Raw genomic sequence first — 24,084 nt, forward strand, 5'->3', positions numbered from 1 at the left:
TCTTTCTTGATGCATCCCCCCATCTTTCTTGCTATTTCTTATTTTTGGATAAGTAGTCGTTATGGCGCTTGACCGAATTCTTAAGGGTGTCATCTAAGGATTGTGCCTTCAAAAAATATTTCTCATATTCTTCTCTTCGCGCATCCACAACCTGTTGCGGAAGCGTTGCTGTAAACGTAGGGAACTTGCCGAATACAACCTTTTTGAGCGAATCCACATCATATGTTTTTTCATTATCTCCAAGGAGAAGTTTAATGGCTTCTTCCACATTCGCGTCTTTAGAAGAGGGAATGCGACCGCCAGCAGCAAGCGGCATCATTCCACCATCTGCATACCATTTCAAAAACTTCCAAGCTTGCTCTTTGTTCTTCGAGTTTGGATTAATGGAAATAACATCGCCAAGTCCTCCCGGATATTTAAAAGTAGTCTGTTCTTTCGTCACTTTAGGAACCGTGGCAAAAGCAATCTTGAAGTCACGCGGGAAATCTTTCATGTTGTTTGAACTGCGGAATATAAACTCGCCCGCTCCCAGCATGGCTGTTTCGCCTTTTAAAAACATCGAATCGGTTGGCATTTTGCTCGTCATTTGTTCACCAAGAAGAGGCATTGATTTATCATTATGCATCATGTCAAACATCGCTTCGTATGCCTTACGAACAGTCGGTTCGTCGAGGTTGGATGTCCCATCCGCTTTCGTGAATCCCGCTCCGGCACTGGCTCCATCAAAAAAGTTGGTGTATCCAGAAATATGTTCTGTAAAGCCCCAACGTGTGCCTTTTTTGAGCTTCGTCGCATATTGCTGCAAATCAGCCATCGTCCAATCTAACGCAGGAACGGCCAGCCCCGCTTCATCGAGTGCATTTTTGTTCAACCACACGAAAGATACATTCTTTTTGGTGGGAAGACCGTAATACTTATCTTTTACTTTCCAGTCCTTTGCATCGGAGCCCATTTTATCGTCAATATTGTAGTCTTTAAATTCACTGAGATCGAGTGCTGTTCCAGCATCAACACGTTTCGATAAACCCGATAAGGTATAGTTGACATATAAATCAATACCTTGATTTGTCGTAAGAGCCGTATCTAGCTTCAGATTGCCAGCATCATCATTGACAAAACGCTCATATTTCACCTGAATATCGGGGTTCTTTGCGTTCCAATTATCAACAACCAACTGCGGACCGGCTTCGGCTGGTACGCCTCCCCACATCGTAAGCGTGACTGCTTTCTTAGCTTCTGAAGAAGCAGCAGGACTATTTTTAGCGGCGTTCTCCCCCGACGAACCGCAGCCTGCTGCAACTCCTAACACAATAGCCGCAGAGAGTAGACTTAGCGTTGTTTTCTTCATATTCATCATTTGACCCTCCTGTATTTCATATCCTTACTGGTTACAAATCAACTATATCACCAGCTTTTTAGGGTTCGAAGGAACAATGTATTGTTCTTTTAGCACAAAAGTTTGATTTGATTCTTCATAACTTCGCATTTTGTTGTCTGAAAATACTTGGCGGCATGCCGACTTCTCTCCGAAATATGCGAGCGAAGTAATTCTCATTAGCAAAACCAACATTGGCCCCGATTTGAGCAACAGGTTGATCCGTGTGCAGAAGCAGGTGACATGCCTTTTCAATGCGCAGCCCCATAATGTATTCCGTTATAGTTTTACCGGTTTTTTTCTTAAAAAGGACACTCAAATATTTATCGTCCATCGTTGCAATACCAGCAAGCAGCGACAGCGGCATCTCTTCTTCAAAATGCTGATTCATATAGGCAATGACTTTATTGATTTCAGCATGATCCGTAACCTCATAGTTCGTTGCCTTCCATTGTGCCATGTATATATCGATTCTCTGTTTAAAAAGAGTCCCCGCCTCCCTATGAGAAAGAGCCTCTACAAAGGCATTTGACGAGTCAATTGTCGTGAATGCGAGCTCTGCAAATTTGCGATCCAAACGCAGCATTATTTCTTTTACACGAAGTAAAGACAGTTCTATGTCCCTCATCCACAACCAGATTTCCTGCCATGAAAGATCCAGTAATCCTTGGTTCATCTGTTCAAAAGCTTGGATTAGGTTCTTCTCCAAGGACCAAGGCAGGTTTGAATAGACATTAGACTTCAAGGTTTTGGGCTGGTGGAAGAAAATGCCCGATCTACCTGCATACCATAGTTCACTCAACCGAGAAACCATGGTTTTCCAAACCGTATGAATATGCTCATCCGACAACCGCTCTGAGATTAAAACAACGAAATCGCTACTCTGTTCAGTGTTCCTTATTCTAATCTTTGTTTCCTCAGGAACGCAGCAGAAGACAGTGGTCATCCCCATCCTGGTAAAAAGATGCATCCTTGCATTCATTTCCGTGTCGAATAAAGGCAGTTGCAGCAAATCTGGCTTATCGAAATTGGTTTGTCCATGCAAAACAAGGATAAGTAGATCGGGGTTAAAAGAATCCCGAATAAAAGCCGGGCTTTCAATCGTCCGCACCTGATCATTAGGTTCGTTATATAAAATCTCACAGTAATCGTCTATTTCTTGAGAAATAAGACGTAAATTTCTTTCTAACTCCCGTTTTACCTTCGTCAGCGCCTCTGTCATTTTCTCCGGAGTCAAATAAAGCTTAAGCACATAGCCCGATGCCCCTAGCTCCATCGCTTGCTGGATAAACTTAAAATCATTCATGACAGTGAGCATAATGAAGGCTGTTCCTAAATTCTCCCGGCGAACCTGCACAAGAAGCTCTACACCATTCATGACAGGCATCATAATATCGCAAATAACTAAATCCGGCTGTTTTTTCCTGATGAATTCCAAGGCTTCTTGTCCATTTCCGCATTCCTCTATCACCTTGAAGCCATTTTCTTCCCAGGGCATTCCCTTTCGGATACTTCGTCTCACGAAGGCTTCATCTTCTACCAAGAGAACTGTCCACATGTAAGCTTTCCCCTTTCGAATAGGGTGGAGACAACAAGAACGGAATGCGAATGCGAACTAATGTCCCAATTGGGATGGATTCTATCGCCAAAGTTCCTTCTTTTCGAAACAGGAGCACGAGTCTCTCTTCGAGATTTTTCAAGGCAATGCCATTTCCTGTACTGGTTGTTGACCCTGCGTTACCTACTCCGACTCCATTATCTTCCACTTCGATAACAAGCTTATTTTCTTGTTTTTGAACTCTAATTTGGATGCTGCCTGCCCTCTCGATCTTCGCAAACCCATGATAAATGCTATTCTCAATTAGCGGCTGCAAACTCAACTTAGGAACAAGCGCATGGCGAAGCTCTGGGTCAAATGTGATATGAACATCAAATTCGCGGTCATAGCGAAGCTGCTGAATACGAATGTATCTTTGGGCAAGTTCCATCTCATGCTCCAGGTGAATTAAATCCACATCCAATCGCATTCCTGCTTCCAATAACTTACCGAGTGACTCGCATACTTCAGGAATTTGATGATTACCGAGTTCAATGGCAAGCCATTTCACCGTATTTAACGTATTTAACAGAAAGTGCGGATTCATCTGTGACAAAAGCATTTGGAAACGCATAGCCTCTTTGTGGCGTTCTTCCTCTTTTAAACGGTTAAGAAGACTTTCCACATCCCTAACCATCTTATTAAAAGCCTGAATAAAGGTTAGAATTTCCCCCTTATAGCTTTCCTCAGGCAATTGAATCTTCAAATTCCGCTTCACGACATCAGACATTTTTCTCTGCAAAAGCTGCAGGGGTCTCGTGATGGTGGTCGAGATCAGAAAGGTCATGACAATAAAGAGAACGGCAATAATCAGCGTTGTCAAAAAGTAGGATTGCTGAAGCTGATTCACTTTATGGAACAGATATTTGGTCGGGATACTCTTGATCAGATACCAATTCAAGCTCGGAATTTTAGAATAGCTAATGATGTGGTCATTCTCGACCTTGCTTCCAGTCGGCTCCCAACCTAACGTATTCATTGGGTTTGGCAGCGCAAGAGCGTTGGATGTGTTGCTTCGCCCATAGATTTCTCCTTCTGTAGAAGCCAATACATACAATTCATCATTCATCGGGCTTGGAATAGCACTTCGAAGCCAGCTTTGATAGTCAACGCCAATTCTTACAACGGCATATACCTGATTATTTTCGTCTCGTAATCCTTTATACATGGTTAATAAAGAGGGTTGGATACCAAAGGCTGAGGTTAGCCCGCCTTCTTCTAACTGCCATTTGGAAAGGGACTTTCCAAGGAAAGCATCCTGTATCACTGGCATTGCCGAAAGAGCAGCGTGGCTTAATATATGAGTAGGTCCATAGGAGGTGTAAACATGATCTTCCGTATCGAGAACGGTATAGTAGACGTAGGAATTAGCAATAAACACACTATTATTAATAGCATTAAACTTCTCTTCAATTTTCTGTCTTTGTTGGAAAGAGGCATAAGAGCCCCCCGCTTCGGGGTTTCTCAAAATCGCAGTTACAAAAGAATCCTGTTCAATCAGGGTAAAGGTCTTCTCTGAAACACTTAATAAACTGCCAAGCGAGGATGTAATCGTTGTCATTTGTTCGAGATTTTGGCTGCTAACTTGTTCTCTCATTAACGTCTCAAACTTTTGAACGTGCGTCATATTTAAGATGATGATGGGCAGCAGAATAACAAGTAGAAAAGCTAAGAACAGCTTGTACTTTAACGTTTGTGGTATGAAATGTCTCAATTTCATTGTCCATTGTCCCCTTATGATTTTCATATGGGTCAAGTATACTTGCTTGTTAATTAAAAACAAAGAGACTGGCATGAATTTCCGCCAGTCTCTCATTTATGGAAAATTAGTTATACTCGGAGAATGCCGTCCCTCGAGATTGTCAGCTTTTCATAACCATTCTCGGTAATCAAATACGTATCCTCAATACCAACCACCCCGCGACCGGGGAAGGTGAATTTAGGTTCGATCGCGATGACCATGCCGGGCGCCAGCGGGTATTTGAAGCCTTTGGCGAGAACGGGCAGTTCGTCGATTTCGAGCCCAATGCCATGACCAAGGAATTTCACTTGGTCGGCGCCGTACCCCATGAAGTGAGCGCTTAGCCCCGCTTCCTGCACTTGATCCAACGCGAGCAGATACAGATGCTCGGCGATAATGCCAGGCTGCAGCCTGGCTTCCGTGGCGCGAAGCACCTGCTCCGCCACGTTATAGGCCCGCTGCAGCTCAGGGTCTAGATCGCCGATCACGAGCGTGCGCGTCTGATCGATCAGATAGCCGTCGATCGAGCAGCCGATATCGACGAGAATCGGTTCGCCGCGCCCAATCAGCGCGCGGCCCGAGCTTTGCGGGCTGGACGGGTGAAGCCCCGTGCCCCCGGCCGGCCCGTCAAAATAGGTGGGCACCGCTGCCGCCGCGCCTGCCGCTACCATTCCGGTTATCAACTCGGAATTGTACGCGCGCATGCGCATCAGCCCTTGGTGCCCGCGCAGCCGGAGCTGATGCTCGATGAGCGCCATCAGCTCAAACTCCGCCATCCCCTCACGAATGTGGGGGATGACCGCTTCCAGCGCTGCGTCGACGACGCGCGCAGCCGCTCGAATCGCCGTGACTTCGTCCGGCGATTTGATCATCCGCTGCTCGCGCACGAGCAGCGAGCCGTCCTCCCAGGCCGCGCCGGGCAGCGCGGCCTGCAGCCGCAAGTACAGCTGGACGGGTAACACGTCCAGCTCTGTCCCGATCCGCAGCGGCGAAGCCGCGGATCCGCCGCCGCCCGCGCAGCGCGCGCGAAGACGCTCACCCAGCGTCTTCAAAGACCCCAGCGCTTCCACGTCCGCTGACGCTTCCTCCTCCGCTCGGACCAAACTTCGGCGTACGAGGTAAAGCGCGTCTCCCTCCGCCGGAATAAACAAATACCCCGTCTGCATGGATCCGCAGTAGTAATATATATCGACGTTGTTCGTGACCAAGAAGCCCGACCAACCTCGCTCGATCATCTCACGCTGCAGTGCCTGCTGCCGCTGCTGAAAAATAGTCATATGTATCGCTCCTCGTAACCCTGAATTTCACACCTCACCCTCTCATTATACTTACATATGTGGTCAAAATACCATCTCCGCAGAAGACTTAATCGTCCAAGTAATCGGCTGCAAAACCGTATAAGTCCGCGGAAACTCCAACCGGATGAACATAATCACACCAGGTCGATCCAGCGTTACAGAGTAGCCATTTCCCGCATTCACATACGTATAAGGAAATACCTCATTATCATTAATAATCTTAAATAATTCCACGACAACCCTGCTGCGCAAAAACGTACTCGGCAGCGGATCATTCGCCGTATTTAATCTTAAATTAGCTTGCAAATATTGCATGGCCACAGCTCTAGCCTTCGTCTCATCAATACTGTGAATACCGCTTGCCAGCTTTACTTGATCACTTTGCTGAGCCGCCGCATGCACCGAATTATTCAATGCATGCTTCCCGTGAAAAACCGTATGCATCGCCAATTCCTCGTCGGTTTGCAGCCCATATAGCGACATAAAAACGACGCTCATCAAGACGATTAAAAGCAGTTTATACAAGACATCACCTCAGGCCTTTAAGGTACGTACTCACTCATCTTCATGCCTGTTGCCCCCATACGATCAGATCCGGAAGGAACCGTAATCCCCACAAGCTGATCAATGACAAAAAGTCGATGATACGGATACGTCATTTTCAAACTCAATCCCGTTCCTCGCCAAACGGGCATTCCTGGATCCATTCCCCCGACCCCCGTAGTCGTATTTACCGTGTAAACGAGATCTCCCGGAATGAAGCCTCTTTCCGCCATCCGATCCCTAGACTCCTGAATCATGGTGCTATTAATATAACCGTGTCTGCCATTAGCACCGATTTCAAGCAAATAATCGACTTCTTTTTGCAAAACAGCCTGCCGAACAATAATGACATGCTTATAAACCGGCGCAAACATAAACCAACAAAGCATCGTCGCAAATAAGATAAACACCAAAATCTGCTTCATGGATTAATCCGCTCAATCGTCCCATTGATCCTTGCCCCGCTGTTGCTTACTTGCTTCCGAGTACCTGTGCCGCCGCCAACCACATTGTTATATATGACAATCACCACCATAATCAACATCACCGTAACTAGGATCGATCTCACAGCAAATCTTCCATCATTATGGCCTTAATGCCGTTATATCCGTATTTGCCTGCGTTCCGTGCGTCGAAATATTCCGCCTCATACCTGTCGATCCATCATTAATAATCGATGTAAAAAGTAATGCCACAACAATTAGCATCATAACTGTAATCAAAATATTTCTCATAACTTCCCTCTCCCCTTAGTTAATCGCATTAAATAATCGCTGGCCTTCAGCAATCCACGGGTACATGAATACCCGAAATGTGTTCAAAATCGGCAATCCTGCTAATACAAACAAAAGATAAGACACGGTTTCTTTTCTACTATCTCGAACCAGTTCCATTTTTTCTTTGTAGTCCTGAATTCTTTGCTTCAACAACTCGTAATAGCTGCCATGCTCATTCAGTCTCAAAGCATTCAGCGTTTCTCCAAAACTGTGTGCTTCGTCTGTCCCTAGTCTGATTTTAAAATGGTTAATAGCCTCTTCCGAGCCTTGATACCATTCATTCAACATCAATTGAAAGTGCGACCGGATGGAGCGCGTTTGTGAAACACATAAAGATAGCTTGGCATGTAAATTCAGCCCAGAATCGTTATAGTAGAGAAGATGATGACTTATCACGTAAATCTCTCGGACTATTCGATGTGCTCGTTTTTCTTTCAATTGAGCCAGCACCTTTTTGTCAAAAAACAAAAAAATGAGTACGCAAGCAGTCCCAACCATGACATAAATCGGCTGTATATACAAAGTTAGCATCGGATACTGCAGAGCTAAATAAGCAACACTACCAAGCAAAAGTGCGCCACCCATCCCTATCCTTCTCACACCTTCATACAGGTTAGCATTCATCCAAATACCGCACCCCAGCAGCAGTTGACGCTTTTCCTCCACAATTTTCGTACTCATACCTAAGCATATAAACAGCCATGAAGGAAGTTTTGTTTCTTGCAGTGCTTTTTTGACATGTAATGATCTCCATCTCTTCTTACGTGCAGGCATTTGCATGAAAAAGTGATAAAAAACAGTCATGAAAAGAAGAAAGAGCAGCAAATTAGAAACCATCTGCAGATTAGCTAGTTGCGTGCTTTCAATAATCATGGAAGTAAATCCCTCACATTCTGCGCATAGATAAGTACATGCCCATTAGAAACGAGACGAAAATGAGCAGAAGCGCATCGAGAATCATGTTTCGCCCGCCAGGGTCAACCATATAATACAAATAAGCGTTCTCCGTGTTTACCTTGAAATTAATAAATAAGAATAAGGCAAGAAATAATATCGGCGTAAAATTAGCAATACGTATCTCCAGAAGTCGATTTCTTTCCAACTGATCGAATCGCTGCGCTTTCCGCATATCGACAATCAAATCCTTTAAGCTTTCACCGACAAAGCTACCTTCCGTCAAAGCAACACGCATGACACCGATAAAATAATCGGCCCATGTATGGCCCAAAGTGAGTGAAAAAATGCGCAAGCTCTCCTCCGTATCCCTTTGCGTCATGAGATTCCGGTATAATTGCTCAAATACGGGCTTGATCGGATAAAGAATGCGATTCTCTTCTAAACAATATTTAAGAGCCATTTTCATATTTTTATTTGGATCCACCATATAGTACTGATAAAACACTTCAATGGCCGGAAGAAACTCCAATCGGGTTTGCAGTCTGACACTGACCAGCTTCAACCGAAGCAGCAGATAAGGAAGTGAAACACAGATAGAAGTAATGATAACGACCCCTTTTAACGTCTGAAAAAACAACGTCCCCGCCAATAATCCGACTAAAAACAAAACGAAACTGACTGTCATAATGCCTCGCATGCTCATTTTGGATTCGACGGATTCCATCATTTCCTTTATATGCTTAAATAAAGAGCTCCTATTTCCCAAATATTCGCTGAATCTAGCGACGAACGTGGAGGTTTTGACATAATGCAGCCTATATCTGGCTTTGCGTTGTCGGATAAGTACGTGTAAAAGCGATTGAATAAGTACAAAAACTAGAACAAATAACAACAAGAGAAATACATATTTGGCGAAAATCATGGATAATACTCGCCTTCTTTCTCAATAAATCCGAGTTCCCTCAACAAAGCTAGCGCCTCTTTGTCGTACTTAACAATTTTCCGCGATGCATGATGCGACAATTTCCCGGGAAATGTCCATTCCTCTGTCGACTTGTCATAAACTGCGAGATCCGTGACGCAAACCTCCTCATTTTCATAACGATATTCGACGATCCGCACAATCTTTCTTTTTCCATCAACGACAGCCATCTCCATACCGATTTGTGTCACAAACTCTGTAATCCGTTTTGTTAGTCGAAGCGGATTCATCCCCCTGCCATCCAGCATACACATATCTGTAATCGCATCAGGCACATCCTCAAGTTCACTCACATGAACCGACGTAATACTGCCCTCGTGCCCCCGCGTACAAGCCCTCACATAAAGGTTCGCGTCATCGTCCCGAATTTCAGCATGACAAATGCGCTTTGGCGATTGCCTCAATGCCAATTTAAAAGCTTGCAGCCCAGAATGCCGCGGATCTTCCTCGTCAATTTCGTATTCGACGATATTTTTATGCGGAAAATCGCGTTTTAAATTCAACTCGAATCTCGATTCGATCGTAATAATTCGTTCATTATCGTCCATTTCGGCAATAATCGCTTTGATTAAATTTGTCTTCCCCGAGTTGGTAGGACCGATAACCACCATATTAAAATAGGATCGGATCAAGATCAGAATCAGCTTTTCCATCCTTTTATCCATTGTGGCTAGTTCCGTAGCAGCAAGGGACGCCAAATCAAACCGCTTAATCGTATAAAAGCGAATCGTTAATGTCGGTTCAGCCGTGAACCCGAACCCCGTCATCGTAACGCGGGATCCGTCCCGCAGAACAACCTCTGCCCATCGCTTCCTAGGATTCAAAGTGTCATTGTTAAAAAGAACCAAATTCTGCTGAATCCTCTCTAATTCACGCACAGAAGGCAACGAATAGGCAGACGGCATTGCCACCCCGCCACGCACTTCAAAAATTTGCCTTCCCACAACCTGTATCTCTTCAAGTCCCTCCTTTTGCTTTAGTACAAGTTCAAGAACGTTCAGCCCAATAATCTCTGCAAAAATGGCTTCTGGCAAAGTCGTATAACCACTCGTCCTCGGAGGCACATCTGAAAGCCTTCTTTTCGAAACCAGATCATGGATAATCGCAAGAAGCTTGCCCCGATCCTCGTCATAACCAAGAATCGCACGATTCAACGTCTCGTTATACAGCTGCTTTTCGGTCTCAGTCCTGCCCTTCATCGAAACAAGTTCGCTTCGAATATCCTGTACCCATTGGTTAAAAAGAGCATCCCCCTGCATTTGCAGTTCAGCTCTTTCAGCGCTGATAGCTCTTGCACTTCCCTCGCCATCTTCCTCTTCTCCCAAAGAGCCCAGAGTCCGACCACCATGCTCTGCCCCAAAACCAGATCTCACCGAGCCATAATCTGATCCTCTTCTCTTTTCCAGCTCAGTTCTTGGAGTCAAATCAACTACTTCGCCTTCGCTTTTGCGTTCATGCATGTATGTAATGATTGAAAACCTTACCTCGCTCACTCCCTTAACCTCTTCCCTACTTGATTTAAGTTGCAGCACGTCTGCCTGTTATGATCTTTTGCAGCCATGTTACTTGTCGTAAACTCACCTTCCTTGGCAGCTTATAGTAATCAATGAATTTTCGAGAAACCGCCCTAACCTCCTCATGCATGGCGTGGGTCGGCACGAACATGTCCAACAGTTTACCTTGATTACAACGAGAAAGCGCATCAGCATGCCAGGATACTTGACCTATCAGATGCAGCTGTGTCTCCTTGCGAATATCTTTAATCGTGAACTCGCTATGCTTGGCATGCCGATCCGTTTGAACAGCCATTAACTCAAAGCCATCCGGTTGAAGACCAAAAACAGCGCCAACCTGCCTAATCCACCTCGAAAAATCCTCTTGAAAATGAGCGATATCCGCTGTCGTTACCACAATTTTGCTATCTGCTTCGAGCAGTCCGCAAACAGTCGCCGCATTGTCCCAATAAGCGCTCACTTCTATGATGCATACATCAAAAGTGCCCCGTGCGATACGCAACAAATGAATAATCTCCGATGGCGTAAAAAACTCCGCCTGTTCTCGAAGCATATTCCCATATAGGATATGCAGCCCCTGTGCCTCTTTCGGCTTATCGCATACCTGCTGCAGCCTTTCCGGTGTCAGACTTTGCGCTTTCAACTCCGCTCTCAGACCATCCAAAGTAAAAACATGCTCATCTCGACCTAAATAACGATGAAGTTTAGAACTTTTTAGATTAAGGCACAAATATCCGACTTTCATTGATGTCTCTAAGGCTAGCGCATGTGCTACACCAAATGAAGCCAACGTTGTACCTATATTCGGTGTTGAGCCGATGAAAGTAATTAACTTTCCTGACGATTGTTGATTCGCATGATCTGTCCCATAACCATCAACCCAAGCCCGAATATCGTCAGCAATAACAGCGGTGCTGCGCCCTGGCTGAACATAATCAAGCTTCATCAGCTTGCACATTTTTAAATACTTTTCATTAATGGAAGCATCGTGATAGTTCGAGAGCAGAACAATAATTTTTAAATCCTCATACTGGTGCTGTAATTCCTCAAGAAACTCTTCAAAGTCTCCAAAATCCATTTCCCGATCCGAAATAATCGTATGCGAGTAAGGTATCTCCGTTAATTTACTACGTAAATCATCCGCAGCCGGGCAGATCATCCAGTTTAATGGCTTCGAATAAACCACATTCGTAATCTCATCAATTAATCGTTGATCCGATGATAGAAGCCCTATATGCACATCTCTTACCTCCCTTCATTCCTCACTGTTCTCATACACCTTTTCATTCTTCTGCCTTCCATCTTACTCTCGTTAAATCTCCTACCTTCGTTCCTCCACATTCAACCATACTCCCCTTCATTCCCCCTCCAAAATAGAAGAGGAACTGAACGCGATGACTAACCTCGCTTTCTTCGAGCTGCATAATTGATCAATCTGAAGCCACTCACTCTCCGCTAAATTAAGGTTGATCTGGTCGATAGCACCGTTCGCTTCCAATCGGGAAGCATACATCTTTTCCTTATCGCCTTCCACTTTGGATAGCAGATTAGAACTCTTCGGGTTGTCCACCTCCACATTTGCCGAGGACTTCACGGAAGCAACCGTAATTTCCTTTTCATCAAAAAGCCTGCGCGAGCTGCCGTCGGCACCAGATACATAAATACGCACCCGATCCCCGGCACGAATACCATTTGAAACTGACAATAAATATTCTTTAGGAATTTGAAAAGTTGCCTGCTGCTCATTGGGGAGCAGATGATAACGATTCACCTTCCATTTCAAAATAGGCTCTTGCTTACCAAGCGGTATCAACGTCTCCAGCCCAACCACCTCCGTCAGCTTCGTCATCATGCCTTCAGTGTAACTGCCCTTCTGAACAGCTTTAAATTCCACCATATCCTCACGAATCAAGACACCTGCCCGAATAAAGTCCTTCGGAACCACAACCTGAACAGTCTGCTGCAGCTCGACCTGATTCACTTGCATGACATACACCCCATACACAAGCAACCCCGCCATAACCGCAGCAAGCAAACTAATAAGCAGGCTTCTCCTGCGATTCAAAACCTCACCCCCTTTTTCTCACCAAAATAAAAAAGAACGCAAACCCCGGATATAAATCCGAAATCTGCGTTCTTCGCAAATAAAACATATTTGATTGAGTAAATAAAACGATATATTTAAAATAGCATATGATCTTCCATTTTTCAACATATTTTTACAATCGTTCTGAAAACCACGCCTAGTATGCGTCCTTTTGTTCAAGGAAAATAAAGTATTAGACTGGATGTGTTGATCCCACGCGGCTTTTCTACTTCCCCTTAAGCGCCAACATCTTCATCAAAACCGTTACGGCTTCCGCTCTCGTTGCTTGTTCACTAGGATTGAAACGGTTCGTGCCCGTTCCTTCCATAAGGTTATGTTCCTTTATTACGGCTACTGCGCCTCTCGACCATGACGGAATGCTCTTGTCATCCGAGAATCCGGTTGCGGCGTCCGGCACGATGGATAACTTTAGCGCCTTCGCGATCATTACTGCCATCTCGGCGCGCGTAATTTCTGCGGTCGGACGGAATGAGCCGTCCGAATAACCATTAATAATGTCCGCTTGTACCGCTTGCCCGACCGCTTTCCGGGCCCAGGATCCGATCTTCGCGGTATCTGTGAAAGTCAACTCTGTGCCCGCTTCTTGCGACTTCAACGCATTCATCAACATGACAGCAAATTCGGCTCGACTCACGGATTTGCTCGGTTTGAACGTTCCGTCGGCGTACCCATTAACAAGGCCAATACTAACCGCTTGCTTGATGCTTGACTCCGCCCAGTGTCCGGAGATATCGCTGAAGTCGGCCGAAGGATCCTTAACAGGTTCTTTCCCTTGATTTAAGGTGAATACCGCATACTTGGTAAAGTGATCTACTTCTACGGTGATCTGGTTGCCGCTTACCAGACCGCCGACTTCCAACCATTCCTTCTTCGTTTCATCATAGTAGAAGACAACGGGCTTTTGATTCCCCTTTATTTGTTTCGGATCAAAGGTGAAGATCAGCTTTACCGGCTTCATGAAGTTTTCCGGGAAGTTCTTCAGAATCTCGAATACCGCGCTGACTAGAACTTCATTATTCACGAGAAGCTTCTGAGAGTCCGTTACTTTATCGATGGTGACTTTTATTTCTTTGTCTGTCGCATTGGCCGGGATCGAGACGACGACTTCATTGTCTAAGCTAACCTCTCCCGCTTTACCTGCCGGAAGCGTCAGCCTGCCATCCGTCGATCTTACGAGAGTATCACTTGGCGAACCGCCGCTTCCACTATTTCCGCTCGGCGCCGCAGCGTTCACCGACACCGTGTAGATCACCTTCGTTAACCCGTCCTCCGCGATGACGATCACCTTCTTGCCCGTCGCAAGCTCGATCGCTACGGACGTTCCGTCCGTGTCGTAGATCTCGAACGTTGCACTTGTAGCCGGCGTGATCGCTGCCTTGAAAGCAGCTAACGAAGTCCCGTTCGGAATGTTCGTGATGCTTTCATTAGCCGTTCCTCCCGTGCTTACGGTCCCGATCGTCGAAGTCAGCGTGGCCGCACTACTTATCGGTGCATTCACCATCACCGCATACGTAACCGTAGTGATTCGATCCTTGGCGGTGACGATCACCTTCTTGCCCGTCGCAAGCTCGGTCGCAACGGTCGTTCCATCCGCATCGTAGATCTCAAACGAGGCTCCCGCGGCCGGAGTAATTGCCGCCTTGAATGCGGCTAACGTCGTTCCGTTCGGAACGCTCTTAATCCTTTCGTTCGCCGTTCCTCCCGTGCTTACGGTCCCGATCGTCGAAGTCAGCGTGGCTATCGCACTGGCCGCCTTCCATTTCGCATACAAAATTTCATTGGACGTAATGCGGAAGGAATCCCCCGGCAAGTAGGAATCACCATCGCCGTCAGCCTGCGTGTTCCATCCATCGAGGAGATATCCCGTTTTGCGTAAATCCACAGTTCCCGAATAAATGTCGGCTACCACGCCCGGCATGAAAGAGACGCTGGCCGGAACGGCCCCGATGGCACTTCCATTCCCGTCATAGGTTAAAAATACCTGAATGTCTCGCAAGTAAGGATACCCGCCGTTAAGCGACGAATCTATTGCCCAGAAATCCACAAAATCCCAAGCATTAGCGCTGTCTTCTTCGTAGGTAGCTCTATCCTTCATGACTTCGGTTGATTTACCTACCCCTCCGGCAGATACGGATTGTCCGGTAGTTACTGAGTCGTAGAAGCTATTCGTGATGATTCCCAAGTTGTCTTTTCCTATTAACCCACCCAGAGCCCCGCTATACATTTCTCTTCCGTTCACGGCACCTGACGCGTAACTGTTGATAATCTCTCCGCCAGAACTGTTATTGTTAACCCCGATCATGCCTCCTACGCCATAACTTCCGCTAGCTGCGGCAGAAGCGTAGCTGTTGCTAATCTCTCCATTGCTATTGAAACCGACTAAGCCTCCTACTCCAAAGCTTCCGTTCATTTTCCCCGAGGCGTAGCTATAGCTGATCTTTCCCATGAAGTTGAATCCGACCAAGCCGCCTATATCCTGCATATTCGTCCCCGTTACATTCCCCGTGGCAAAGCTGTAAAGGATCTCTCCACTGTTTATACCGACTAGTCCTCCTGCTTCTTGACCGCTCACGTTTCCTGTGGCATAGCTATGGCTGATTGTTCCATCAAGTGATCCAGCCAAGCCGCCGATATAGTTCAATCCGCTCACATCCGCCGAGGAAAGGCTGTTGCTGATCTCCATTGCGCCGCTACCGCCAACCAATCCGCCGACGTAGTATTCTCCGCTCACCGTCCCCGTAACGGAGCAATTTTCTATGATGCCGGTATTGGTGCCAACCAATCCACCGACGCTATATCCACCTGTAATATTCACGTTGCGCAGCTTCGTGTTCTTAATCGAACTAGTCGTCCACGTCCTCCCGAATAGTCCTACATTTCCGCCAACGCTAGTGATCGTTAGTCCCGAGATGATTTTCCCATTGCCGTCCAAGTGTCCGTAGAAGGGGGCGTTACTGGTGCCAATCGGAACCCAGTTCGGGTAACCGCTCAAATCGATATCGTTTTTCAACCGATAATGCTCGAGGTACCCCATATTCTCTCTAACGCCATCCAATTGTTCGGGAGTTGCAATAATATACGGATCGGCTTCCGTACCCGTTCCCGATTCCGGTTCTTCGTAAAACTTGATAACGGATTGATTCAGCGTCACATCCGAATACCCCGCTGCCTTGATCAGGAGGTTATAAGTGCCACTGGCAAGCACGCCGGCTTTGATCGTAATGAGACCTGGCGTGACAACGTATTGCGTCCCCTCGATTAACGAGAATCCCCCGTTCCATACTGCCGTGATCGCCCCGCGCCACAGCGGATCGTCCGCGAACGCGATTTCGATGTCGTTAACGGTATAATTATCGGTCGCGTCGGGGACGAGAACCGGCGGGGCAAATCGGAGCGGTGCAATCTCGATCGATTGACTGTATAGAGAGCCCGAGCTATCTACGAACGCCCCGCCATCTATTCGAATTGCATTTTCCGAACCAGTTACAGTATCTTCAAAATGAATCTCAAGCTTACTCGATGTAGGGGTATAGGTTGCATTCACCACCGTATCGGCTTGACCTAACGCCGCGAAGCTGCCTCCACTCGTCTTTTTCACGGTAATCTTACTCTTCAAATCATCCGCGGTTCCCGCCTGCAAGGCATATACACTAAAGGTAACTGTAACAATCTTGTTGAGTCCGCTAATCGTTGTAGTTATCCCCCCGCTGTCCAACTGCACGCCGCTATAATAGCACCTTTTTACAACTCCGTTCGCGGGATCGCTTCCGCCGAAAGCAGCCGTTGTACAATCAATATTGTTCGTTGCGACGCTTGTCCGATAACCGATCGAGGTCTGGCTGTTATCGTCATATCCCCAATATCGGACTTCCTTCGTTCCCAGGAAGGTGCAAGTCATCCCTTCATCCGCGCAATAGGTCCAACCAGGACTGCCGTCCGGTCCAGCGTTGCCTCCGCTTGCCGATGCATTTAACGCAAGTGAAGGCGCGAACAAACTAAATAACATTAATCCCACTAACAAACGAATCGTGAAACTTCGCAGCACTCTTGTAGAAGCTGATAATTTTAATAGAAACATCGTTGTTCTCCCACTCCCATGATTGATCCTACTTGCATAATCTTAACTGTACACGTCGAAACAAGTCTCAATGAATATTGCAATCTCTATTCTTTAATTTTACTAAAGCCCAATAAAAGAATAATGAAAGACTTTGTATAAAAAAGAACAAAAACCGCGTAGCATCAAGGCTTCGCGGTTTTTGGGGAGTGATGTAAATATTTATTTGTTTTCTTTTAACACTTTTCCGTTAATCGCCAGCCCTTGACCCTTAGAGTTTAATTGGCAATGTGTAGTAACCAAAAGCTTTATCAAGTAATGCACTGGCTTCTTGACGACTCAAATTTTGTGTGGAGCGGAAATCAACAGTCTGATCCGAATTAACCTTCGTATCCGGGTCTACAATGCCTTGAGAAACAAGCGCAGTGATAGCTTCAGCCGCCCAAGAATCCGTTTTGCCGATTAGCTTAACATTGGTTCCAGGCGCTGCTTGCTTGAGATTTTGAATCATAACCGCCGCCATTTGTCTTGTGATTGGAGACGCTGATTGATAATTGGGTATTCCAACTATCATCTGTTTCTTATTCCCTTCGAACAAATCCGAAATTGTATGCCAACCGTGGGCGCGCAGCAGCACATCCGCAAATTCTCCTTGTGTCATCGTTCCTTTAGGGTCAAAGCGGTCACCTGACTTGGCTCCCATAATGTCTAATCCGTTTAGATTATCAATATACGATTTAAATAGACTGTCATTAGGCACATCGGAAAATGCCGCTTTCATCTTCACTTTTTGCGCATGAGCAACGAAATCCAGTCCTTTTGGATTCGTATAATAGAAATAGGCGATATTGCCCGATTCATCTTTCTTGAATGCCATTTTATTACCGGCTTCGTCTTCAAATAGAAGCGGATGGACCATTCTCAGCGTGTGCTTGCCCGTAGTCCCCGTTTCCATGAGCAAATTCCCGTCCGCATAAGAAATTTGAGTCCTTAACGCATGTACACGCGTATTTTTGTATAATCCAATGTATGCTTGAGCTGCTTGCTCACTGATTGGCGTATAGGTTGGATGGCTGTGTTTTCCCAGTCTTAGGAAAATAGTGATTCATAAATGCCTCGTACACTTCTAAACTCATCATTGAATCGTTGTTGTAAGACATGTAAAAAGCAGTATTCTTCTCTGGCAGGATGGCGATCAACGAGGAATGGCCCGGAACATTCCCTCCCTTGAGTATCACATGCTGGCCATTCATCAAATTGTTGAAATACCCTTCAAATCCAACGGTTGTGATAGGAATTGTTGGGTCAGCGAAAATATGGTAGGTGTGCATCAGATCGACGCTTTTTTTACTTACGATTTCTTTGCCTTCAAATACTCCTTTATTTAAGTGCATGATCAAGTACTTAGCCATGTCTTCGCCTGTTGAAGTCATACTTCCCTCAGGCTTCTCTGACGGCGCAAATCCAATTGTCGGCTGAAGCTCGCCATTCGGTCCATAGTGTGCAGCCATATTGGATAATACCTCAGGAGTTAATCGAACACCGGTCTTGTTCATCCCTAATGGTTTGAATACATTCTTCTCCATATATTGAGAATAAGGCATGCCGCTTACGCTCTCTACCGCATATCCCGCTAACATAAAACCAAAATTGTCATACGTATAAGCTTCTCCGGGGGGTCTTACCACAGTCGGCATATGCGTATTAAAATACCCCTTCATTGGAATGTCCTTATTCAAATGCTCCAGCGAAAAATCAGTGACGATATCCGGTAAGTCCACACCGCTCGAATAAGTAAGCAGATCAAACATCGTCAGCGGTTTTCCCGTTGTATTCGGTACTTTCAATCCTCCAAGATATGCTTGAATATCTTGAGTCATACTCACTTTCCCTTGATCGACAAGCTGCATAGCCGCCAATGCTGTAAAAGACTTGGTAACAGAGCCAATTTGGAAAATAGTGTCTTTATCGACAAGGATATTCTTTTCCTTATTTGCATATCCGTAGCCTTTGCTTAACACTACTTTCCCATCCTTGACGACTACGAAATTGGAGCCGACCGTATTAAATTTCTTCATCTTATCTGCGAATAAGGGATCAGCGAACGCCTCTACTTCTTTCCCATCTAGAGGTCCCTCCAAGCTGACTTTCTCTGTTGATACCGGTACTGATGTTGGTGCACCATTTGAAGCAGTACAAGCTGTAACGACACTCGCAGATAATAGTAGTACTGCGAGACTGGTGTTGCGAATTATTTTTCTCATGATATCCATCTCCTCTTTTTCGCTTTAGCCTGTGAACGCTCGGCCTACCCAGTATTGCAAAACGATTGTCATACGAACAAGTTGCATTTCGTCATCGTTTACTTGGCTTTCCCAATAATGTCATATGACATTTTGGCACTAGATTATTTGACACGGAAAGCAGTAGGATACGGCTATTACATTGAAGGGACGATGAGTTATTCATGAAAAAGAAGATCATAGGCTTCATTCAAAATGGCTACTTCTTACTGTTCACTTTTGCTACAGGATTATTTTACTTTTGTTTTTATCTAGTTACCCTTACCTTAGGTTTTGGTCTTTCTTTTACAGTGGCAGGCATTCCACTTCTCACACAAGTACTGCGAACCACGTCAACTTTCATACAATTCGAACGTATACAAACGAAGATCTATACCGATATCACCACTCCGCCTTACGAACGGAAAATAAGACTAGAGGCGTCTTTCTGGGAGCAAGCCAAAGAGGAGCTTCAAGATCCCCGCAACTGGATCGCTATCTGTTGGTTGATGTTGAAATTTTTGATTGGGCTTCTTTGTCTCCTAAGTGCAGCCATGCTCTATGTGACGCCTCTTTTGTTTATCCTGGCTCCGTTGTTACTTCCTTTTTCTGACATAAACGTCATTGGAATACCGATAGATACATTCACGAAATCTCTTCTTGTATCAGTTGTGGGGATTCTTATGACTTTTGTGAGCGCTTGGTTAGCAAATGGGTTGGTACGGTTGATCGGCGGTTACACACGTCAAATGATCAGAAGGTTAAACTGATAGCTGCTGCGTCCCCAACTTACAGGTATCCACGACTAGCTGAGATAGTATCGTTTAATAAAAATTTGTTCTATACTGGTTAGGAAACAGCAAGAATCAGAAGGTTTAGTAGAGGATGATGGACTTGTTTGAAACAGTAAAACAGTGGTTCTGGTATGACTGGATTATGTTCGTTTTACGACTTATCTTAAGTATTTCTCTCATGGTTACCACCGTGCATTTGCATGCTGAAATACCGCTGCCGCTGTGGGCTTTGATTTTTTGGCAGATTATTGCTTTTTCTGTTCCTTGGCTTTGTTTATTGCTCAACTATAAGTATTATCTACTTACAGAAATCATTTTTTCTGGCGGACTAATCTTGTATTTAACTTCTTTGTTCCCGGAAGCTTATCTCTCATTTCTGACATATGCTTTCCTGATTGCAGTGAACAGCGCTCACCAATCCTATCGTTGGTCAGGGCCCGTCACGATCTTTCTCATACCTCTTTTCATAAATTTGCTTTCTCATCAAAACAATTATTGGATCATGATGAGCCACATCGGACTCGCTTATGCCATTGGGTTTGCCTTTCATTTACTGGTGGTCAATCATCGGCAAAGTGAGGTCATCCGTGAACAGAATACGGTTTTAGAACAGTATTTGTCCCAAATCGAAAGCATCACACTAGCTGAAGAACGCAATCGGCTCTCCAAGGATCTTCATGATACGGTTGGACATTCCTATACCTCTATTATCATGGGATTAGAAACTTTGCGTCCGGAACTTTCTATGGAAGCCGGGGAACAGAAGCTCGATTCTCTGTTGAATTTAGCTCGCAAGGGCATGGACGAAGTCAGAGGATACTTGCATCAATTAGAGTCACCGCAGGAGACGCTTCCGCTGCTTCAGTCGTTGCAGCAATTAGGAGAAGAATTTCAAGCACATGCCAAAGTGAGCGTTCGCTTCCGAACTTTTGGTGAGGAATACCCGTTACCCAAGCAAGCCAAAATGGCCTTCTTTCGTTGTTTGCAGGAATCGTTAACTAACGCTGTACGTCATGGGCAGTCTACGGAAATTACCGTTTCACTGCAATTTGAGCAGCGGCACACTAGACTCGAAGTACAGGACAACGGTACTGGGAAGGAGAAATGGCAGGATGGCTTCGGCTTGAACGCGATGAAAGAGCGAGCCATGAATCTACAAGGGCAAGTCTCTGTTTATACAAAGCATGGTGAAGGAACGCTTGTTACCTGCACATTGCCGAGGCAAGTGGAATTATCGGATGAGGTCATTCGCTTACTGATCGTCGATGACCAACCCTTCATCAGAGAAAGCCTCCGGACCATTCTGGAGGGACACAAGGATTTGCAAGTGGTGGGATTGGCCGAGGATGGCGAACAAGCCATTGAGTTATGCGAGCAGTGTCAGCCACAGTTGGTTCTCATGGATTTGGACTTGCCCAACATGGATGGGATTTCAGCATCAAAAAAAATCAAGCAAGCATGGCCTCACATCCGTATTCTGATTCTTACTACGTTTCAGGACACCGAACAAGCCCTGGAAGTTCTGCGAAGCGGAGCGGATGGTTACTTATTGAAATCTATTGAACCGCGTGAGCTTGCTGAGAACATTCGTCTTGTCTATCGCGGGGGCACACTGATTGATCAGGAAATGTCCCATAAATTGTTTGAGAAGCTCGAAATGGACAATAATGAAATCGAATTATTGAAACCGAAAGCAACCGAAAACTTCGACCTAACTCCACGCGAAATTGAAATTCTACAACTTGTATCCAAAGGTCTACGTTATAAAACCATCGCCTCGAAATTATACTTATCTGACGGCACAGTGAGGAATTATGCCTCAACAGCCTATATGAAACTGGGCGTTCGCAACCGGGAAGAAGCTGTACAGAAGGCATTGGAAGCCGGATTTCTTGAATAAATCCTGGCTTTCTATCCTTACCTTCTCATTCACTGAGCGAGCCTACATATGGACTTGACCAGGAGATTTGCCTCTCGGCACGACGTCCCCAATCCCCCTGGCTTTCTTGTCCAGCAGTTCATCCATTCGCAAACATTTCAAACCCTTCATTTGAATTTCTTCCAATACTTCTTTCAGACCTTCTATCATGTGCCGCGGTGCTTCTTCATCTGCTCCAAGTGTATCGCCGCTATCGTGCAGAACAACGATGGAACCAGGCTTAATCCTTTTCAACAAGGCACGCTTCATTTTTTCAGCGCTGACCGTTGGTTTCCAATCTCCTACAATGACCGACCACAGTGCGATCCGATAAGACTTTCTCATCAAGAGGAGATCTCCTAGATTGAGAAGCCCCCAGGGCGGTCGGTAAAAGGTAGGCCGCTCTCCTGTGATTCGCTCGACAATGTCAGCTGTGCGATCTGCTTGCTCCCGTTTACTCGTCCATGGGGACAAAATCCAGTTGGAAGTGTGCGTATAGTTATGAATGCCGATTTGGTGCCCCTCCCGGTACATGAGCTGAATCAGCTCCGGGTATTTTTCGGCCTTGCTGCCCAGTACGAAGAAGGTGGCCTTTACTTCATGCTCTTTTAACAAGTCCAGCAATTTAGGCGTGTAGCAAGGGTCAGGACCATCATCGAAAGTAAAGGCAATTCCCTTCGCCACTTTTCCTTTGGAGTGAACGCCCCACCTACATATTCTTGTAAGAATAAAGGGAACTATCATATAGAGAATCATCACATCTATGGATAAATTTATTAGCTTTTGTATCATGAGACCGCCTCTTTCTTCCGTTGATCCCGCAGATCCTGGTTACCATCAAGAGATGATGGATTGGAATCTTTTTTCCGTACCGTAAAACGTTCCTTCAGAGACTGTTTGCTTATCACTATCATTATGGGAGATAACTTCTCGATGCTGTGCCCGACTCGCTGTTTCCCTTCCGGATGCAGCATACGAAGAAGAAAGCGAAGATATATCGCATAAAATCGTTGCTGCCATTTGGACTCGATGGGATGCTGTTCAAACCCTATTCCGTGAATGATCCCCCGATGAAGCAGCGTGATCCCGGTTAAGGCCTGGACCTTCACCAGTTCCGGATTGCTATCCAGCTCCTGACTAATTTGCTTGATTGCAATGCGAAACAAGCGTGCAGTACTCAAGCCGGCTCGATCTGCACCGACCGTACGTGTAAGCTTCAGTACCTGCCGGTTATCCAGATGAAGTTCGCCCACCCAATCCCCGGCAAGTATTCGGCGCCCGTCTTGACAGGTAATACTGTTTCCGTGATGCTGTCTGACCACCAATTTACATATGCCATATCTATACACAGACTCGCTTCGAAATCTGTTTAAGAACTCAAACACGTGCTCCCACATCATCCAGAGGGACTGTAAGGATGTTTGCATAAGTGACGCTGTCATGATCTCCTCCTATTCACATTTGATATGCACATTCCATTCATCCTAGACTACAGCTGGAATTCCATATCATCTGTTGTTATCACTTTATTTTCCAGTAAATCCTTCAACTAAACGACGCGTATGGCTTCCAATCATCGTTACCAAGCCATTACCCAAATAAGGGCCGAACCATATTAGGATTGCTCCTGCAAGCATGACGTAGAGCGAGTCGCTAAACGTTCTGATTTCCATCCCTAAGAATGAAAAATAATCTAACAGATTAAAGACGGACAATATGGGCGCTAACAAAAGGATAATCGGTGTCACATAGAAAAGAGAAGCGCAAATCACACTGACAAGTCCGATAACGAATATCAACATCAGCCCGAATATTGCTCTCCAATTACGCGCTTCGGATAGTTCAGCTTTAACCTGATCCCATAAGCTTCCTTCCGTTCTTATTCGGCTTGGAACCGGGCCAATGGAGATATCCGTATAACATTCGGTTTGGATCCGTTCGTGCTCTACTAACGCTCTGGTCGAACGCAAAACATAATGGAGGATTGGAAGCCCTACTAAGGTGAACGCCATCGTGACCCCCATTGTAATACCCACCAAATAAAAGCAAAAATAAAAAAAACCTGTTACAAAAGTAAGCAACAAAAAACAGAAGTTTCTCAGGTGTTTCCGGATTATTTGAATCGTGTCCATCTCTTCCTCTCTAATTTAGAAATCCCTTACAACTCTTATGCTAGTTCTTGTGATGTAAAATCGGCTAGTGC

General features: G+C 45.5%; 19 protein-coding genes and 1 pseudogene. 2 read left to right on the top strand and 18 right to left on the bottom strand.

What is annotated here, in order from left to right; genetic code table 11:
- Positions 1-31: 31 nt before the first annotated feature.
- The 15 genes and pseudogenes from ASD40_RS35415 to ASD40_RS35475 form a co-directional block, all read right to left on the bottom strand.
- A complete protein-coding gene (locus ASD40_RS35415; protein WP_235549508.1) occupies positions 32-1,357 on the bottom strand; it encodes an ABC transporter substrate-binding protein in 1,326 nt (441 codons plus the stop codon).
- A 115-nt stretch (positions 1,358-1,472) separates the two neighbouring features.
- Complete coding sequence (locus ASD40_RS35420) at positions 1,473-2,933, bottom strand: response regulator (protein WP_057307828.1); 1,461 nt, start codon at positions 2,931-2,933, stop codon at positions 1,473-1,475.
- On the bottom strand, positions 2,905-4,692 hold the full coding sequence (locus ASD40_RS35425; protein WP_057307829.1) for a cache domain-containing sensor histidine kinase: 1,788 nt from the start codon (positions 4,690-4,692) through the stop codon (positions 2,905-2,907). Before ASD40_RS35425 ends, ASD40_RS35420 begins: the two co-directional genes overlap by 29 nt.
- Positions 4,693-4,802: 110 nt before the next feature.
- Positions 4,803-5,990 (bottom strand): M24 family metallopeptidase, encoded by a 1,188-nt coding sequence (locus ASD40_RS35430; protein ID WP_057307830.1) that lies wholly within the window; start codon positions 5,988-5,990, stop codon positions 4,803-4,805.
- A gap of 63 nt (positions 5,991-6,053) precedes the next feature.
- Positions 6,054-6,536 carry a hypothetical protein gene (locus tag ASD40_RS35435; protein WP_057307831.1) on the bottom strand — a complete coding sequence of 161 codons (483 nt, stop codon included), beginning with the start codon at positions 6,534-6,536 and terminating at the stop codon, positions 6,054-6,056.
- Between the two features lie 17 nt (positions 6,537-6,553).
- Positions 6,554-6,979 (bottom strand): hypothetical protein, encoded by a 426-nt coding sequence (locus ASD40_RS35440; RefSeq protein WP_057307832.1) that lies wholly within the window; start codon positions 6,977-6,979, stop codon positions 6,554-6,556.
- The gene (locus tag ASD40_RS38380; protein WP_200957507.1) at positions 6,976-7,122 is read right to left on the bottom strand and encodes a hypothetical protein; all 147 of its coding nucleotides are present in this window, start codon (positions 7,120-7,122) and stop codon (positions 6,976-6,978) included. Before ASD40_RS38380 ends, ASD40_RS35440 begins: the two co-directional genes overlap by 4 nt.
- 16 nt (positions 7,123-7,138) lie before the next feature.
- On the bottom strand, positions 7,139-7,288 hold the full coding sequence (locus ASD40_RS38385) for a hypothetical protein (RefSeq protein ID WP_164484210.1): 150 nt from the start codon (positions 7,286-7,288) through the stop codon (positions 7,139-7,141).
- A gap of 15 nt (positions 7,289-7,303) precedes the next feature.
- The gene (locus tag ASD40_RS35445; protein ID WP_057307833.1) at positions 7,304-8,203 is read right to left on the bottom strand and encodes a hypothetical protein; all 900 of its coding nucleotides are present in this window, start codon (positions 8,201-8,203) and stop codon (positions 7,304-7,306) included.
- 13 nt (positions 8,204-8,216) lie between these two features.
- Positions 8,217-9,149, bottom strand: a complete 933-nt coding sequence (locus ASD40_RS35450; protein WP_057307834.1) for a hypothetical protein — start codon at positions 9,147-9,149, stop codon at positions 8,217-8,219.
- Complete coding sequence (locus tag ASD40_RS35455) at positions 9,146-10,702, bottom strand: ATPase, T2SS/T4P/T4SS family (protein WP_063870895.1); 1,557 nt, start codon at positions 10,700-10,702, stop codon at positions 9,146-9,148. The genes ASD40_RS35450 and ASD40_RS35455 overlap by 4 nt, the downstream gene beginning before the upstream one ends.
- Positions 10,703-10,727: 25 nt before the next feature.
- A complete protein-coding gene (locus ASD40_RS35460) occupies positions 10,728-11,963 on the bottom strand; it encodes a hypothetical protein (protein ID WP_057307835.1) in 1,236 nt (411 codons plus the stop codon).
- A gap of 117 nt (positions 11,964-12,080) precedes the next feature.
- A complete protein-coding gene (locus tag ASD40_RS35465; protein ID WP_057307836.1) occupies positions 12,081-12,788 on the bottom strand; it encodes a flagellar biosynthesis protein FlgA in 708 nt (235 codons plus the stop codon).
- Between the two features lie 247 nt (positions 12,789-13,035).
- Complete coding sequence (locus tag ASD40_RS35470) at positions 13,036-16,908, bottom strand: S-layer homology domain-containing protein (protein ID WP_057307837.1); 3,873 nt, start codon at positions 16,906-16,908, stop codon at positions 13,036-13,038.
- Positions 16,909-17,158: 250 nt separating this feature from the next.
- Positions 17,159-19,151 (bottom strand): annotated as a pseudogene (locus tag ASD40_RS35475) (serine hydrolase).
- A 203-nt stretch (positions 19,152-19,354) separates the two neighbouring features.
- On the opposite strand from ASD40_RS35475, the gene ASD40_RS35480 reads away from it, so the two are divergent.
- Positions 19,355-19,939 (top strand): sensor domain-containing protein, encoded by a 585-nt coding sequence (locus ASD40_RS35480; RefSeq protein ID WP_057307838.1) that lies wholly within the window; start codon positions 19,355-19,357, stop codon positions 19,937-19,939.
- Positions 19,940-20,063: 124 nt separating this feature from the next.
- Entirely contained in the window at positions 20,064-21,863 is a 1,800-nt protein-coding gene (locus ASD40_RS35485) for a helix-turn-helix transcriptional regulator (protein ID WP_057307949.1), read from the top strand.
- 42 nt (positions 21,864-21,905) lie between these two features.
- Here the strand turns inward: ASD40_RS35485 and ASD40_RS35490 are convergent, their stop codons facing one another.
- From ASD40_RS35490 to ASD40_RS35500, 3 genes are all read right to left on the bottom strand, one after another.
- Positions 21,906-22,673: a polysaccharide deacetylase family protein gene (locus ASD40_RS35490; protein ID WP_082562668.1), complete on the bottom strand. Its 768-nt coding sequence runs from the start codon at positions 22,671-22,673 to the stop codon at positions 21,906-21,908.
- Positions 22,670-23,323, bottom strand: coding sequence for a YkoP family protein (locus ASD40_RS35495; RefSeq protein ID WP_063870896.1), 654 nt, complete (start codon positions 23,321-23,323; stop codon positions 22,670-22,672). Before ASD40_RS35495 ends, ASD40_RS35490 begins: the two co-directional genes overlap by 4 nt.
- An 84-nt stretch (positions 23,324-23,407) precedes the next feature.
- On the bottom strand, positions 23,408-24,013 hold the full coding sequence (locus ASD40_RS35500; RefSeq protein WP_063870897.1) for a sensor domain-containing protein: 606 nt from the start codon (positions 24,011-24,013) through the stop codon (positions 23,408-23,410).
- Positions 24,014-24,084 lie beyond the last annotated feature (71 nt).

Source organism: Paenibacillus sp. Root444D2 (assembly GCF_001426375.1).
Taxonomy (GTDB): Bacteria; Bacillota; Bacilli; order Paenibacillales; family NBRC-103111; genus Paenibacillus_E.

Coding starts and splice junctions, on each gene's coding strand:
- ASD40_RS35415 (WP_235549508.1), bottom strand. CDS start 1,357: ATGATGAATATGAAGAAAACAACGCTAAGTCTACTCTCTGCGGCTATT.
- ASD40_RS35420 (WP_057307828.1), bottom strand. CDS start 2,933: ATGTGGACAGTTCTCTTGGTAGAAGATGAAGCCTTCGTGAGACGAAGT.
- ASD40_RS35425 (WP_057307829.1), bottom strand. CDS start 4,692: ATGAAATTGAGACATTTCATACCACAAACGTTAAAGTACAAGCTGTTC.
- ASD40_RS35430 (WP_057307830.1), bottom strand. CDS start 5,990: ATGACTATTTTTCAGCAGCGGCAGCAGGCACTGCAGCGTGAGATGATC.
- ASD40_RS35440 (WP_057307832.1), bottom strand. CDS start 6,979: ATGAAGCAGATTTTGGTGTTTATCTTATTTGCGACGATGCTTTGTTGG.
- ASD40_RS38385 (WP_164484210.1), bottom strand. CDS start 7,288: ATGAGAAATATTTTGATTACAGTTATGATGCTAATTGTTGTGGCATTA.
- ASD40_RS35445 (WP_057307833.1), bottom strand. CDS start 8,203: ATGATTATTGAAAGCACGCAACTAGCTAATCTGCAGATGGTTTCTAAT.
- ASD40_RS35450 (WP_057307834.1), bottom strand. CDS start 9,149: ATGATTTTCGCCAAATATGTATTTCTCTTGTTGTTATTTGTTCTAGTT.
- ASD40_RS35470 (WP_057307837.1), bottom strand. CDS start 16,908: ATGTTTCTATTAAAATTATCAGCTTCTACAAGAGTGCTGCGAAGTTTC.
- ASD40_RS35480 (WP_057307838.1), top strand. CDS start 19,355: ATGAAAAAGAAGATCATAGGCTTCATTCAAAATGGCTACTTCTTACTG.
- ASD40_RS35490 (WP_082562668.1), bottom strand. CDS start 22,673: ATGATACAAAAGCTAATAAATTTATCCATAGATGTGATGATTCTCTAT.
- ASD40_RS35495 (WP_063870896.1), bottom strand. CDS start 23,323: ATGACAGCGTCACTTATGCAAACATCCTTACAGTCCCTCTGGATGATG.
- ASD40_RS35500 (WP_063870897.1), bottom strand. CDS start 24,013: ATGGACACGATTCAAATAATCCGGAAACACCTGAGAAACTTCTGTTTT.